Here is a 15,391-nt window from a genome sequence, read left to right as displayed (position 1 = left end):
GCCTAGTCCATCACGATCTGCAGCTTCACGTCGCTTGGGCGCGCTTCGACCGCGCGGTCGAAAGCCTTGATCGAGTCCTCGAAGCCGAAAGTCTCTGAAATCAGAGGCTTCAGATCGACGCGACCGGAGCCGAGCAGCGCAATCGACCGCTCATACTGATGCGCGTAGCGGAAAACCGTTTCGATGCGGATTTCCTTGGTCGAAGCGGTCGATACGTCGAAGCCGATTGGATTGACCGGCAGGCCAACGGCAACGATGACGCCGCCGGGGCGCGCCAGATCCATGATGGTCTCCCAGGCCTTCGGCGAACCGGAGCATTCGAAGATCACGTCGGCGCCCCAGCCGTCCGTCAGCCGCGAGACCTCGTCGACAAGGTTCGTTTCGCGGATATTGACCGGGATGACGCCCTGATACTGGGCGGCGATATCGAGCTTCGGCTGGGCGAGATCGGCCACGATCGCGCGAGCGCAGCCGCCGGCGAGTGCCGCAATGGCGACCATAGTGCCGATCGGACCGGCGCCGAGCACGACGGCGGTATCACCGGGCGCGATCTTCGCCTTGGTGGCGGCCTGCATACCGACGGCGAAAGGCTCGACCATGGCACCTTCGGCGAAGCTGACATTGTCAGGCAGCTTGAACGTGTAGTTGGCAGGATGCACGACCTCGGGCGTAAGCACGCCGTGAACGGGCGGCGTTGCCCAGAAGGAGACGGCGGGATCGACATTGTACATGCCGAGCCGGCTTGCCTTCGAATTCGGATCGGGAATGCCCGGCTCCATGCAGACGCGATCGCCCACCTTCAGATGTGTGACGCCGGCGCCGACTTCGACGACGGTGCCCGCCGCCTCGTGCCCGAGCACCATCGGCTCGTTGACGACGAAGGGGCCGATCTTGCCGTGCGTGTAATAGTGAACGTCGGAGCCGCAGACACCGACCGTGTGAATCTTGATCTTGACCTCGCCCGGCCCGGTTTCCATCGGCAGATCGATTTCACGGATTGCGAGCTCATGCTGGCGCTCCAGCACCAGTGCGCGGACTTTGGTCATTTGCAGTTCCTTCCCTTGCCTCCCCGCGCGCGAGTCGAGCGCGGCGTCGGCGGACTATAATCGCCGAACACAGCGGATTTCAATTCCATCGCCGAGGCTTTTGCTCATCGCGCGATGGAATGCCCGCGTCTGCTCGCAGGTCGCTTTAGAAACGTGGCCATTCCTGAATTGCGAGAGTCAAATCGCAGCCAGCCGTGGTGCAGGTTCGACAGCACAATCATTTCAAAACGGCGAATGAAATGGCACGCCATTCCGGAACCGCCGCATGGAACAGAAACAATCTTCGTTTCATTATACGACCAAGTTGGTAGAGTTTGGATCACAAACGAAGGAGGTTCCCATGCACGCACAACGGATTACCCGGCTTCTCGCGGCCGCGGTTCTGGCCGGCAGTTTCGCCATCGGCGCTGTCGCACCAGCTTTTGCCGACCAGACACTTCTCAACGTATCCTACGATCCGACCCGGGAACTCTATAAGGATTTCAACGCCGCCTTCGCACAGAAGTGGCAGAAGGACACCGGCGAGACGGTGGCGATCCAGGCGTCGCATGGTGGCTCCGGCGCACAGGCGCGCTCGGTCATCGATGGTCTCGACGCCGATGTCGTGACCCTCGCCCTCGAAGGCGACATCGACGCGATCGCTGCAAAAACCGGCAAGATCCCCGCCGACTGGAAGAGCAAGCTTCCCAACAACTCGACGCCTTACACCTCCACCATCGTGTTCCTGGTGCGCAAGGGCAACCCCAAGGGCATCAAGGACTGGGCCGATCTCGTAAAGGACGATGTCCAGGTGATCACGCCGAACCCGAAGACCTCGGGCGGCGCGCGCTGGAACTTCCTGGCTGCCTGGGCTTGGGCCAAGCAGGCAAACGGCGGCGATGAGGCGAAGGCTCAGGCCTATGTGACGAGCCTGCTTCAGCATGTTCCCGTTCTCGACACCGGCGCACGCGGCGCCACCACCACTTTCGTTCAGCGCGGCCTAGGTGACGTCCTCCTTGCCTGGGAAAACGAAGCATACCTCTCGCTCGAAGAACTCGGCCCCGATCAGTTCGAGATCGTAACGCCGAGCTTCTCGATCCGTGCGGACCCGCCGGTCGCCGTGGTCGACGGCAATGTCGACAAGAAGGGCACGCGCAAGGTCGCCGAGGCCTATCTGAACTACCTCTATTCCGACGAGGGCCAGAAGATCGCGGCCAAGCACTATTACCGCCCGATCAAGCCTGAAGCAGCCGACCCTGCCGATATCGCCCGCTTCCCGAAGCTGACGCTCGCAACCATCGACGACTTCGGTGGCTGGAAGGAAGCGCAGCCGAAATTCTTCGGCGATGGCGGCGTGTTTGACCAAATCTACAAGCCGGCACAATAATACATCGCATGAGAGCACATAGCCCCGCGCGGTGGCGGTTCAGGCGGCCGAGTGTCATTCCAGGCTTTGGAATGGCACTCGGCTTTACCTTGATCTGGCTCACCCTTCTTATCCTCATCCCCCTCTCGGGCCTCGCATGGCGTTCGAGCGAACTCGGCTGGGAAAAATTCTGGTCGATCGCCATTGATGCCCGCACGGTGAACGCGCTGCGGATCAGCTTCGGCACCGCATTCGCGGCCGCCTGCGTCAATGTCGTCTTCGGCATCGTGCTTGCCTGGGTCCTGGTGCGTTACCGCTTTCCCGGCAAACGCATCATCGACGCCATGGTCGACCTGCCCTTCGCGCTGCCGACCGCCGTCGCCGGCATCGCGCTTGCGACCCTTTATGCGCCCAACGGCTGGCTTGGCCAGTTCCTGACGCCGCTCGGCATCAAGATCGCCTTCACCCCCGTTGGCATCGTCGTGGCGCTGGTCTTCGTCGGCCTGCCCTTTGTCGTGCGCACGGTGCAGCCTGTGATGGAGGAGATCGACAAGGAGGTCGAGGAGGCAGCCGCCACGCTCGGCGCGAACCGACTGCAGACGATCACCCGGGTTCTGTTGCCTGGTCTGGCGCCTGCGGTTCTCACGGGCTTCGCGCTGGCTTTCGCGCGCGGCGTCGGCGAGTACGGATCGGTCATCTTCATCGCCGGCAACCTGCCGTTTAAATCGGAGATCGCCCCGCTGCTGATCGTCATCAAGCTCGAAGAGTATAACTACGCGGCCGCCACCGGCATCGCCGCCGTCATGCTGGTGCTGTCCTTCGCCATGCTTCTCGTGATCAACCTTATCCAGAGCTGGAGCAGACGGAGGTATGGCAATGGCGCATGAGACCCACGCTTCGCCCGCCAGGAAAGTGCGCTCCGTCGTCACCGAACATCGGTGGGCGCGGTGGACGCTGATCGTCGCCTCGCTGGTGTTCCTGACACTGATCCTGATCCTGCCGCTCACGGCCGTGTTCGTTGAAGCATTCCGAAAAGGGCCGACCGCCTTCTTCACGGCCTTGCAGGATGCGGAGACTTTTTCTGCTATCCGGCTGACCCTGGTCGTTGCGGGCATCAGTGTGCCGTTGAACGTCGTCTTCGGCGTGGCTGCCGCCTGGGCGATCGCCAAGTTCGAGTTCAAGGGTAAGGCCTTCCTGACAACGCTGATCGACCTGCCCTTCTCGGTCTCGCCGGTCATATCGGGTCTGGTCTTCGTGCTGCTGCTCGGCGCCAACACCTATCTCGGGCAATGGCTGAGCGCCCACAGCATCAAGATTCTCTTCGCGGTTCCAGGATTGATCCTGGCGACCATGTTCGTCACATTCCCCTTCGTCGCCCGCGAGCTCATCCCGCTCATGCAGGAACAGGGAACCGGCGATGAAGAGGCCGCGATCTCGCTTGGCGCCAGCGGCTGGCAGACCTTCTGGCACGTGACCTTGCCAAACATCAAATGGGGGCTGCTTTACGGCGTGCTTCTCTGCAACGCCCGTGCCATGGGCGAGTTCGGCGCCGTCTCGGTCGTTTCCGGCCATATTCGCGGCCAGACCAACACCATGCCGCTGCAAGTGGAAATCCTCTACAACGAGTATAATTTCACCGGGGCTTTTGCCGTTGCCACCCTGCTGGCGCTGCTCGCGCTCGTCACCCTTGTTTTGAAGACCTTGCTGGAAATGCGATACAGCGATGAAATCGCCGCGAGCCGGCGGCACTGAGGAATTAGAATGGAAGTTCGTGTTCAAAACCTACGCAAGGAATTCGATCGATTTCCGGCTCTGCATGACGTGTCGCTCGATATCCGCTCCGGCGAGCTGATCGCGCTGCTTGGTCCGTCGGGCTCCGGCAAGACGACGCTCTTGCGCCTGATCGCCGGGCTCGAAAGCCCGACCGAGGGACTGATCTACTTCGGCGACGAAGACGCGTCTCGCAAGAGCGTGCAGGAGCGCAACATCGGCTTCGTGTTTCAGCACTACGCGCTGTTCCGCCACATGACGGTGCTCGACAATGTCGCCTTCGGCCTGAAGGTCCGCCATTCCTCGCGCCGCCCTCCGAAGGACGAAATACGCCGCAGAGCGCTGGAACTGCTCGACCTCGTCCAGCTCCCCGGCCTCGAAAAGCGCTATCCCGCGCAGCTCTCCGGCGGCCAGCGGCAGCGCGTGGCGCTGGCGCGCGCGATGGCGGTGGAGCCGAATGTGCTTCTGCTCGATGAGCCGTTCGGCGCGCTCGATGCCCAGGTCCGCAAGGATCTGCGCAAGTGGCTGCGCGAAATTCACGACAGGACGGGGCACACGACCATCTTCGTTACCCACGACCAGGACGAGGCGATGGAGCTCGCAGACCGGGTCGTCGTGATGAGCCAGGGCGCGATCGAGCAGGTCGGCACGCCCGATGATGTCTACGATCACCCCAATTCGCCCTTCGTTTTCGGCTTCGTCGGCCAATCGAACTGTCTGAAAGTCAAGATTTCCAACGGCGAGATCTGGTTCGACGGGCGCTCGCTTGGCATCCGCGCCGAGGGCGAGGCTGACGGCGAGGCGAGCCTCTACTTCCGCCCGCACGACATCGAAATTCGCAATGGCGCCGAAGGCATCGCCGGTGTCGTCACCAGCAGCCGCCGCGTTGCCGGAACGCGTCACGTGGAGATCGACATCGGGCAAGGCCATCCGCCGATCGAGCTTGAACTGCCGCCGGCAGCGGCGGGCGGCCTTGACCACGGCGGCATTGCGTTTCGGCCGACCCGCTGGAAGCTCTTCAGGTCCGCCTGAGGCTGACCAGGGAGCGAACTAATACAGAAAGAACGGCGCGCTGCCGTTCTTTTTGCTTATATGCCGCGGCGCGCCTGACGGCGGCCCCACGTGAAAATGCGCTCTGCCCCTGCATTATCCGTATTCTCGTCAAGCTCGGCTTTAGAATTGAGCACTAAGGATAAGTGGGCTATCGCCGCGCTGCGATGGTTTGAAAACTGATCGCATCGAAAGACCGCCGCCATGACAAGCATTGCTTCCGACCTCGACATTTTTGATCTGGCGCCGATCGCCATGTGGATTGAGGATTTCAGCGGGGTTGCGGCGCAGTTTGATATCTGGCGGCAGGAAGGGGTCACCGACTTCAGGAGCTTTCTGAAAGAGGATATGAGCCGCGTGGCAGCCTGCTCGCAGCGGATTCGGATATTGCGGGTCAACCAGAAGACGCTCGACCTCTTCGAGGCTGAAAGCCAGGACCACCTGACCGCCAATCTCTCGTCCATATTCCGGGACGAGATGCTGGAAAGCCATGTCAACGAACTCACTGCCCTTTGGGACGGACACCTTGAGTTCGACGGCAGCGCCGTCAACTACGCGCTCTCGGGCCGACGCCTCGATATCCAGCTGCGCGGTTCGGTGCTGCCGGGCTATGAGAAGACGCTCGAACGTGTACTGATCACTACCGAGGATGTGACCGCGCGCGAGACCGCGCGACGTGCCGAACAGGAAAATCGCCTCTATGCCGAGGGCATTTTCGAGCACTCTCCCGTGTCGCTCTGGATTGAGGATTTCAGCCGCGTTAAAGCGTTGCTTGAAGACGTTCGCCATCGCGGCATCGTGGATTTCCGTGTGTTTACAGATGTTCATCCGGAGTTTGTCGTGCAATGCATGAGCGAGATCAGCGTGATCGAGGTCAACAAGGCGACGCTCGATCTCTTTGGCGCGCCGGATCGCACCACCCTCCTTCATGGCATTGCGAGCATCTTCCGTGATGACATGGAGAAGACCTTTCGCGAGCAACTGATCGAGCTCTGGAACGGCAGTCTGTTTCATCAACGCGAAGTCATAAATTACGCGCTGGATGGCTCCGAGCGCCACGTGCTGCTGCAGTTTTCCGTGTTCCCTGGCCATGAGAAGGACTGGTCACGCGTACAGGTCGCCCTGACCGACATCACCGCACGCAAGAAGGCCGAAGCCTATCTCGAATATCTCGGCAAGCACGACGTCCTGACGAAACTGCATAATCGCGCCTTCTACATGGATGAGCTCAACCGCTTGCAGCGCAAATCGCTGCGGCCGGTATCTGCCTTGATCATCGACCTCGACGGGCTGAAGATCGCCAATGACCAACTCGGCCACGACGCGGGCGACGCGCTGCTGCGCCGCCTCGGAGAAGTGCTGAACGGCGCCGTTTCGATGCCGAACCACGCTGCCCGCGTGGGCGGGGACGAGTTCGCGGTTCTCATGCCCGGCGCCGACCGGCAGGCAGCCCAGGCGATGCTCGAGACCATTCAGGAGCTGTTGAAGATCAACAACCAGTTCTATTCGAATGCGCCCCTCGACATATCGGTCGGCCTTGCCACCAGCGAAGAGGGCGAGACGATGGAGGCGATGGTCCGGCGCGCCGATCTGGCGATGTACGAACAGAAGCGGGCGCATCACGCAAGCCGCAAGGCTGCTTCGGCAACGGCTCTGTAGGCGACGACTGTCGAAACTCTCGCTACTGACGCGGCTTGTCGGCGAAATGCTCAAGCGCGAATTCGGCGGCACGCTGGTTGGACTTGCGGGCATCGTCGAGCCAGAACGGGAACAGCTGCCATTGGTGGATCATTCCCGGCAGCACCTCCGTCGTTACGTCGACACCTGCCTGCTTGGCCTTGTCGGCAAGACGCAACGTGTCGTCGAGCGAGATCTCTTTGGAACCGACCTGCATCAAGAGCGGCGGAAAGCCCTTCATGTCGGCATAGAGCGGCGACACGCGCGGATCTGTCGGCGAGCGATCTCCGAGATAGGCTTTGCGCGCCGCCTCAATCTGCAATGCATTGCCGAATGGATCGTTTAAGGCGTTGGTCTTGATCGATGCACCGGTTGCCGCAAGGTCGGTCACTGCGCTGATGGTGATCACAGCCGCAGGCGGCGGCCCTTGGAGCTTGATCTGCCGCAGCACCGCTTCAATCGCGAGGTTGCCGCCGACGGAATCACCGAGCACAACGATGTTGCCGCTTTCATATCCGGAATCGAGCAGCCACAGGTAGGCGGTCAACGTGTCGTCGATCTGGGAGGGATAGGGATACTCCGGCGCGAGGCGATAGTCGATCAGCAGCACATCCGCCGATGCTGCCTTTGCAAAGGATGCGGCCGATGCGCGGTGCGTATCCAACGAACCGCTGTAGAAGCCGCCGCCATGGACATAGAGGATGGCGCGCTTGCCGATCGAATAGTGAAGCCGCGCCGGCCATATCATTTCGGCATCCACGCCACCGGCGTCGACCTCCTTGATCTGCACCCGTGATGGGCCCGGCGTCTTTTGCATCAACTGCTCGAAGGCGTCGCGGCGTTCGGAGAGCGTGCTCGCCTTCGCATAATGCTCGCCCATCTTGTCCAGAAGCTTCGCGACCTGTGCTCTCGACGCCTCGGTCTGCACGGCTTCGTCTGCAGCGAGCGAGGGAGCCGCAAGACAGAGCGAAAGCAGAGAGACGGCTGCGATGGCGCGCCGCGCCGTCACAATCGACCGCCTGACCGCATCTCCATGATGGCGTGCGCTTCGCATTTCCAGACCTCTCCGTGCCGGCCCTGTGCCGATCCGCGCAGACCCTCTCACGACTGGAAGCTGTGTCAAGGTGCGCGAGACGCCTATGGTAAACCGGTGCGGTTACAGCACCTCTCCTATCAGGCGGACTTGGCGTCTTCCTGCAGATTGACGAAGGCCTTGATCGGCAGATGGTCGGATGCGACGCGCGACAATGGCGTATCGTGAGCCTCGACCGTGGTCAGCACGCCCGTGCGATTTGCCATAATGCGATCCAGCGCAAGCACCGGCAAACGCGCCGGGAAGCTCGGCACGGCGAGTGGCTGCGGACCGAAGATCGACTGAAAAGAATGAAGCGACGAGCGGTCGCCCAGGCGCCATTCGTTCAAGTCGCCAAGCAGGATGGTCGGCATGTCGGACTTGTCAGCCATCAACTCAAGCAGCACCTTCGCCTGCTGCGCTCTCGAATGCCGGAGAAGGCCGAAATGCGCGGCGATGATGCGCAGCGCGCCGCCTCGTTCCAGATCGAGTTCGGCGACGAGCGCGCCGCGCGGCTCCAATCCTGGAAGCTTGATCTGGTGGACGTCTCGCACGAGGCCCTTCTTGAACAGCACCACATTGCCGTGCCAGCCATGCGCCTTGTTCACGCCGCTGATCGGCACCGGCACCAACCCGCTCTCTCTTTCCAGGCGCGGCAGATCAAGAATGCCCGTCCGTTCGCCAAAGCGTGTGTCCGCTTCCTGAAGGGCGATGACGTCGGCGTCGATTTCATGGATCACGCGGCTGGTGCGATCAGGGTCGAAGCGTCTGTCGTTGCCCACGCATTTATGCACATTGTAGGACGCAATCAGCGTGCCTTCCGGGCGTGACACTGGACTGGCATGAGCCAGTTCGACGCGCTTCCTGTGGTTTCGGATGGAAGCAAGAATGCTTGCTGGCAGATTGTTGTTCCTGGCATGCATCGCCGTTTTCCGGTGCTCCATGAAGCGAATGGGTTCCCTGGCTTCAGTATAGGCGCTCCGCTCAAACTTGCCATGTCAGAGCACGCAAAAATTGCTCAGAGATAGGGCGAGCCGAGCCAGAGGACCTTGTTCAGCAGGCGCACCGGAAACGGCGCGGACCGCAAGCCTTGCAGCGTAACCGGAGCTGCGGAGCGGATCGCCTCGTCGATATGTTCCTCGATCTCGTTGGCGAAGCCCTCGTTCAAAACTTCGAGATCAATCTCGAAATTCAGCCGCAGCGAGCGCGGATCGAGATTGGACGAGCCGACATAGGACCAGACGCCATCGATCGATAGCAGCTTTGAATGGCTGAACGCGCCGCTGGCGCGCCAGATGCGGCAGTAGTTGCTGACGATCTGGTCGAATTGCGCGGTCATTGCCCTGTCGACCAGAACGAGATTGTTGGCGGCGGGAACCACGATATCGACCTCGACGCCCCGGCGCGCCGCCGTCGCCAGCGCGCTGATCAGTTCGCGATCCGGCAGGAAATAGGGCGACATGATCTTGATCGACGTGCGGGCGACCGAAAAGGCGCCCATCAGCATCTTGTGGTTCGTCTCCACCCGTCTGTCCGGTCCGGAAGCGACCACGCGCATGAAGACGGGATCACCGGGCTCCCGCTCGGGTGCTGCGATCCGCCACTCGTCGCCGGTCAGCTCCTCGCCCGTCGTGAAACGCCAGTCCTCGGCGGCGATGTCGAACAAGTCGGCGACAACAGGTCCGGTGACCATGAAATGGGTGTCGCGCGCGAAGTCTTCGCCGGCAAACTCGCGTGTGAAACCCGACCGGATGTTCATGCCGCCGGTGAGCGCCACCCGGCCGTCGACGATCACGATCTTTCTGTGGGTTCTGAGGTTCGCGTAAGGCAGGCGCAGCCCGATGATGACGTTGCCGTTGAACACGGAAACCGAAACGCCGCCATCCTCCAGATAGCCGAGGATGCTCGGCACCGAGTAGCGGGCGCCGACGGCGTCGATCAGCACGCGAACCTGCACGCCGCGCTTCGTCGCCGCGATCAGCGCATCGGCGATCCTGAGGCCGATCGGGTCGCGATCGAAGATATAGGTTTCGAGAAGAACGCTTCGCTCGGCGCCGTCGATCGACGCCTTCATCGCGGCGTAGCAGTCATCGCCGGTTTCGAGCATGTCGATCGTGTTGCCGGTCGCGATCGGGCTGCGGGCCACGCGGTCGCCGAGCGTCTGCAGGGCGGCGAAACGACGGCCGAAACCGCTGATGACCATCTCGGCTTCGGCGTCGAAGGTCTCCAGTTCATCGAGATCGGCCTGCGGCATCAGTGCGTCGCGGCGCAGGCTCAGGGACGCCCTCCTTATGCGGTTGATGCCGGCGATCGCGTAAAGCACGGCGCCGACGATGGGGGACAGGACGATGACGCCGACCCAGCCTATCGCGGCGCGCACCTCTTCCTTCGTCATGGTCGCGTGGATTGCCGCGGCAGCCCCCATGAGCAACGAAATAACAAACAGGATATGCGGCCAATAGGTCGATATGAGATAAAACATATCACGAAGATATAGCGGCAATTCAGGACTGTTCAATCACGCCCTTGGGTGGCACATACCGCACGCTATCGGCAGGTCTCCGGCGTGGTGTGATGACAGTATAACCGCGCCAGCCGCCGCCCCGGAATGCCCGTATTTGGGGCACATGCCGCGTCTTCGTTAAGCATCGTGCTGCAACGCCACATATATTTTTGCAGTGTGTCAGAAATTACTTGAAACAATCCGATTCGTCTGGAACTCTTCAATCAGTATCGCGTTTGAACGATGGCATCCCTGCAGTGGAGATCGGCGATGACGGAAACTCAAAGAGAGTGGGTTCAGAAGCGCGCGTATGCGCTTTGGGAAGAGGAAGGCCGCCCCAGCGGGCGTGATCATGAACATTGGCAACAGGCGATGAAAGAGCGCGCCGCGCTCGAAGGGTCCGCCGCGTCCGCCGATGGCAAGGAAGTCAAGACCAGAGCGAAACGCGCAGCTCCCGAGATCAAGGTGAGCAGCGCCGCCAAGGCGACCAAAGCAGCCCCTAAGAAATCCACGCCGCGAAAGTCGGCATGATCTCTGCAAATTATTGATTTAAAAGGGCGCCTCCGGGGCGCCCTGTTTTCATTCCAGTCACATCTCTGCATTAATTCAGTCGTATTGAATGAATGCCAGAAAGATCTTCAGTCGCAGCGCAATTTCCGACTTTCTTAAAAGTGCTGTGGCGGCGGTTCCCAATGGAACAAAAGTGACCTTTTGACGGTTCTCCTGCAAAACTGGGAGAATGATCATGAACCGCAGCTACTTCGACGTAATTCTCGTTTCCCTCATCGTAGCAGGTTGCTACATGTTCATCGCTCCGGTGTGAGATAAAATGCCGACCCTAGTCCTTGCTGCAACGGCTTATCTGGCGCTCGCCATGCTGCTTGTCGTCGTTGTCGACAATCTCGTGGCCTTTTTCTTCCGAGAAAAGCCGGCTGCCATTTCAATGCGCCGATCGGCATTTGAGCGCATCGCCGCCGTTTCACGCTGGTATGGCCGCAAGTAATACTGGCCGCGATATAAAACGCTGACAATTTGACCCGATAATTTAAACAGGCGGCGTCTGCACGACGATCGGGCGACCAGGCGCCCTTAGGGAGGCGCGGATGGCCTATGAACTCTTCTATTGGAATGGCATTCAGGGACGCGGCGAGTTCGTGCGACTCGCGCTTGAGGAAGCGGGCGCCGATTACGTCGACGTCGTGAGACACGAGCAGCAGGGCATGGGCACCGATGTCATGCTGGAGATCCTGGATCACGGGGTGAATTCGACGACCGTATTTGCTCCGCCGTTTCTGAAGGATGGCGACATCCTGGTTTCGCACGTCGCCAACATCCTCTTCTACCTTGGGCCGAAGCTCGGGCTCGCGCCTTCCGATGAAAAGCTGCGCTACACCGCGAACGGGCTTCAGCTGACGATCACCGATTTCGTCTCCGAGGTTCACGACACCCACCATCCGATCTCGACAGGGCTCTACTATGAGGATCAGAAGGTCGAAGCGAAGGCCCGTTCCACGGCGTTCATCGATGAGCGTATCCCGAAGTATCTCGGCTATGTCGAGCGCGCGCTGCGGCAGAACCCCAGTGGCCCACGGCACATCGTCGGCTCGGAGCTTTCCTATGTCGATCTCTCGCTATTCCAGGTGATCGAAGGTCTCTGCTACGCATTTCCCAACGCGATGAAGGGTTACCAGGATCGCTACGCCGCCCTGTCCGATCTGCATGCGGCGGTTCGCGAGCGCCCCCGGATCGCAGCCTATCTCGCCTCCCCTCGCCGGCTTGCTTTCAGCGAAGACGGCATCTTTCGTCATTATCCGGAACTTGACGCGGGCAACTGATCTCCAATCTACTCCCGGCGGGACATCATCGCGGCCGGACGCGCGTCGGCCTTTCGATAAAACTGGGAGATCGTTTTCATGGCACATCTTGCGCAATCGCTTGCGGCAATCAAAATTCCCGATCTGGCCGGCAAGGCCGTTCTGATCACCGGAGCTTCGACAGGCATTGGAGCGGCACTCGCAAGGGCGCTTGCGGCGCAGGAGATGAAGGTCGGAATTCACTACAACTCGAGCCGAGAGCAGGCAGAAGCGCTGGCCGACGAGATCAAGGCGGCGGGCGGTCACGTCCATCTCGTCCATGGCGACGTGTCGAAGGAGGGTGAGACCGAGCGCGTGGTCGAAGAAACCGCCAAGACATTCGGCCATCTCGATGGCTTGGTAAACAATGCCGGCGGCATGCTCGGCCGCAAGCCGACCTCGGAATTCACCGACGAGCATTACGAGAAGGTGATGGACCTGAACGCCCGCTCCGTGCTGGCCGCGACCCGCGCCGCCCACCCCTGGCTGAAGAAGCAGGGCGGCTTCATCATCAACACCACATCGATCGCGGCGCGAAACGGCGGCGGTGGCGGCGCCATTCTTTACGCCGCGGCCAAGGGCTTCGTCTCCACCATCACCCGCGGCCATGCGAAGGAATTCGTCGCCGACCGCATTCGCGTCAACGCGGTGGCGCCAGGCGTGATCGCCACGCCGTTCCACGAGCGCTACACCAACGACGAGCAGATGGAGATGCAGCGCAAGTCGATCCCGATGGGCTTCGTCGGTACGCCGGAGGATTGCGTCGGCGCCTATCTGTTCCTCGCATCGCCGACACTGTCAGGCTACGTCACGGGCCAGATCATCGAGGTCAATGGCGGACAGCTGATGCCTTGATTCTTAGTGGCGCAGATCGATACGCTTACGCTGTGAACCAAGGAACTTTTGCAGCGCAACAACGTTCCCTGCAGGCTAACAACCAAGCGGGGGGGTTCGATGAGCTTTTCGTTTTCAGAACTCGACTTTCTCAAGCCCGAACTCGGTGCTGAATACACCGGCCAGGGAACGCATTTCGCGGTGTTTTCCGCCCATGCCGAACAGATGGAACTCTGCCTCTTCTCGCCAGATGGCAAGGAGGAGGTTGCCCGCATGGCGCTGCCAAAGCGCGAGGGCGACATCTGGTCCGGCTACATCGCCGGCGTCGGCCCCGGCACGGTCTACGGCTATCGCGCCCACGGCCCCTACGATCCGCAGGCCGGCCACCGCTTCAACCCGAACAAGCTGCTGCTCGACCCCTATGCCAAGCAGGTGCTCGGCGAGCTCAAATGGGACGACGCGCTTTACGGCTATACGATCGGCGCCAAGGACGACGATCTGTCCTTCGACGATCGCGATAGCGCTCCCTATATGGTCAAGGGGATCGTGCAGGATCCGGATTTCGACTGGGATGGCGACCAAGCCATCCGCCGAACCTGGACGGACACGATCATCTACGAGGCGCATGTGCGCGGGATGACGATGACGCATCCTGATGTGCCCGACGAGCTGCGCGGCACCTTTCTCGGAATGTGCAGCGAGCCGATCATCGACCACCTGACCAAGCTCGGCATTTCGGCGATCGAGCTGTTGCCGATCCAGCATTTTCCAAACGACCGCTATTTGCTTGAGAAGGGTCTCACCAATTACTGGGGCTACCAGACGCTCGGCTTCTTCGCGCCGCAGCCGAGATATCTTTCGGGAAGCAAGATCACCGAGTTCAAGACGATGGTGAAGGCGTTCCACGCCGCCGGCATCGAGGTCATCATGGATGTGGTCTACAACCACACCGCCGAGGGCAGCGAACGCGGACCGACTCTCTCCTTCCGCGGGCTCGACAATGCCAGCTACTACATCCTCTCCCCCGACGATCCGCGCCACACCTACGACACGACGGGCACCGGCAACACGCTGAACGTCGCCCACCCCATGGTCATGCGCATGGTGCTCGACAGCTTGCGCTACTGGGTTGGCGTCATGCACGTCGATGGTTTCCGCTTCGACCTTGCAAGCACGCTCGGGCGCCAGGATCTCGATTTCGATCGCCAAGGCATTTTCTTCGGCGCAATCCGCCAGGATCCGATCCTCTCAGGCGTGAAGTTGATCGCCGAACCCTGGGATGTCGGCGAAGGTGGCTACCAGGTCGGCGGCTTTCCGCATCCGTTCCGGGAATGGAACGACAAGTTCCGCGACGACACCAGGCGCTTCTGGAAGGGCGACGGCGGCATGGCGCCTGACATCGCGTCGCGCCTTACCGGTTCGCAACTTCAGTTCAACCACTCCGACCGCGCGGCGACATCGTCGGTCAACCTCCTGTCCGCCCATGACGGCTTCACGCTGATGGACACGGTGTCCTTCAACGACAAGCACAACGAGGCGAACGGTGAGGACAATCGCGACGGCCATTCGGACAATCACTCCGACAATATGGGCGCCGAGGGTGCCACCGACGATGCCGGCATCCGCGATGCCCGCGCCCGCCGCCGCCGCAACATGATGGCGACGCTGCTTCTCAGCCAAGGCATTCCGATGATCGTGGCCGGCGACGAGGTCGGCAACAGCCAGGCCGGCAACAACAACGCCTATTGCCAGGATAACGAGATCGGCTGGGTCGACTGGTCGGGCCTTGACGATCCCTTCCTCACCTTCTGCCAGAAGATGATCGCGTTGCGCAAAGACCACCCCGAGCTTCGCCAGGAGCGCTTCCTGACCGGCGCCGTCGGTGAGGATGGACGAACCGAGATCGCCTGGTATCGGCCGGATGGTGAGCAGATGGCCGAAGAGGATTGGAACGATCGGGAGCTTCGCCTGCTCAGCGTCTACATGTCCTACAGCGCCAACACGTCTGAGGCTGACAAGAGCGCTGGTGTGTTCATGGTCTTCAACGCCGGCGGAGACTGCGAGGTCCGACTGCCTCAGGTCAACGGGATCGAGGAGTGGCGCCGTGTGCTGGCGACTGGCGCGGACGAGCCATTCACCAGACTTGATGTCAGTGAACCGCTGACCGTCGAGCGCGAAAGCGTGGCCGTGTTCATCCCGAGGACCAGCTAGGCAAAATCCGAGCGCGCGCAGCAGCGGCGA

At 61.1% G+C, this 15,391-nt stretch carries 14 protein-coding genes; 10 read left to right on the top strand and 4 right to left on the bottom strand.

The annotated features are described in order from the left end of the window. Positions 1–2: 2 nt before the first annotated feature. Entirely contained in the window at positions 3–1,046 is a 1,044-nt protein-coding gene (locus tag ACODTZ_RS02400; protein ID WP_489023445.1) for an NAD(P)-dependent alcohol dehydrogenase, read from the bottom strand. A 340-nt stretch (positions 1,047–1,386) separates the two neighbouring features. On the opposite strand from ACODTZ_RS02400, the gene ACODTZ_RS02395 reads away from it, so the two are divergent. From ACODTZ_RS02395 to ACODTZ_RS02375, 5 genes are all read left to right on the top strand, one after another. Continuing rightward, positions 1,387–2,412, top strand: coding sequence for a sulfate ABC transporter substrate-binding protein (locus ACODTZ_RS02395; protein WP_313760307.1), 1,026 nt, complete (start codon positions 1,387–1,389; stop codon positions 2,410–2,412). An 8-nt stretch (positions 2,413–2,420) separates the two neighbouring features. Next, positions 2,421–3,278, top strand: a complete 858-nt coding sequence (gene cysT, locus ACODTZ_RS02390) for a sulfate ABC transporter permease subunit CysT (RefSeq protein ID WP_489023443.1) — start codon at positions 2,421–2,423, stop codon at positions 3,276–3,278. Further along, positions 3,268–4,143 carry a sulfate ABC transporter permease subunit CysW gene (gene cysW / locus ACODTZ_RS02385; protein WP_489023441.1) on the top strand — a complete coding sequence of 292 codons (876 nt, stop codon included), beginning with the start codon at positions 3,268–3,270 and terminating at the stop codon, positions 4,141–4,143. Before cysT ends, cysW begins: the two co-directional genes overlap by 11 nt. A gap of 9 nt (positions 4,144–4,152) precedes the next feature. Continuing rightward, the gene (locus ACODTZ_RS02380; RefSeq protein WP_489023439.1) at positions 4,153–5,193 is read left to right on the top strand and encodes a sulfate/molybdate ABC transporter ATP-binding protein; all 1,041 of its coding nucleotides are present in this window, start codon (positions 4,153–4,155) and stop codon (positions 5,191–5,193) included. Between the two features lie 222 nt (positions 5,194–5,415). Further along, a complete protein-coding gene (locus tag ACODTZ_RS02375) occupies positions 5,416–6,870 on the top strand; it encodes a sensor domain-containing diguanylate cyclase (RefSeq protein ID WP_489023437.1) in 1,455 nt (484 codons plus the stop codon). Positions 6,871–6,892: 22 nt separating this feature from the next. On the opposite strand, the gene ACODTZ_RS02370 is transcribed toward ACODTZ_RS02375, so the two are convergent. The 3 genes from ACODTZ_RS02370 to ACODTZ_RS02360 form a co-directional block, all read right to left on the bottom strand. Then, complete coding sequence (locus tag ACODTZ_RS02370) at positions 6,893–7,942, bottom strand: alpha/beta hydrolase (protein ID WP_489023435.1); 1,050 nt, start codon at positions 7,940–7,942, stop codon at positions 6,893–6,895. A gap of 119 nt (positions 7,943–8,061) precedes the next feature. Next, positions 8,062–8,883 carry an endonuclease/exonuclease/phosphatase family protein gene (locus ACODTZ_RS02365; protein WP_489023433.1) on the bottom strand — a complete coding sequence of 274 codons (822 nt, stop codon included), beginning with the start codon at positions 8,881–8,883 and terminating at the stop codon, positions 8,062–8,064. A gap of 95 nt (positions 8,884–8,978) precedes the next feature. Continuing rightward, complete coding sequence (locus ACODTZ_RS02360) at positions 8,979–10,442, bottom strand: phospholipase D-like domain-containing protein (RefSeq protein ID WP_489023431.1); 1,464 nt, start codon at positions 10,440–10,442, stop codon at positions 8,979–8,981. A 291-nt stretch (positions 10,443–10,733) separates the two neighbouring features. Between ACODTZ_RS02360 and ACODTZ_RS02355 the strand changes: the two genes are divergently transcribed. The 5 genes from ACODTZ_RS02355 (at position 10,734) to glgX (ending at position 15,361) form a co-directional block, all read left to right on the top strand. Continuing rightward, the gene (locus ACODTZ_RS02355; RefSeq protein WP_489024767.1) at positions 10,734–10,994 is read left to right on the top strand and encodes a DUF2934 domain-containing protein; all 261 of its coding nucleotides are present in this window, start codon (positions 10,734–10,736) and stop codon (positions 10,992–10,994) included. 298 nt (positions 10,995–11,292) lie between these two features. Continuing rightward, a complete protein-coding gene (locus ACODTZ_RS02350; protein ID WP_018901217.1) occupies positions 11,293–11,466 on the top strand; it encodes a hypothetical protein in 174 nt (57 codons plus the stop codon). A 100-nt stretch (positions 11,467–11,566) separates the two neighbouring features. Then, positions 11,567–12,298, top strand: coding sequence for a glutathione S-transferase (locus ACODTZ_RS02345; protein WP_489023429.1), 732 nt, complete (start codon positions 11,567–11,569; stop codon positions 12,296–12,298). 78 nt (positions 12,299–12,376) lie between these two features. Further along, a complete protein-coding gene (locus ACODTZ_RS02340; protein ID WP_489023427.1) occupies positions 12,377–13,171 on the top strand; it encodes an SDR family NAD(P)-dependent oxidoreductase in 795 nt (264 codons plus the stop codon). A gap of 99 nt (positions 13,172–13,270) precedes the next feature. Continuing rightward, positions 13,271–15,361 (top strand): glycogen debranching protein GlgX, encoded by a 2,091-nt coding sequence (glgX, locus tag ACODTZ_RS02335; protein WP_489023425.1) that lies wholly within the window; start codon positions 13,271–13,273, stop codon positions 15,359–15,361. Positions 15,362–15,391 lie beyond the last annotated feature (30 nt).

The sequence above is a fragment of the Rhizobium sp. FG113 genome (genome assembly GCF_057809895.1).
Note: the sequence above shows the minus strand (reverse complement) of the source record. Positions and strands in the feature narration are given on the sequence as shown.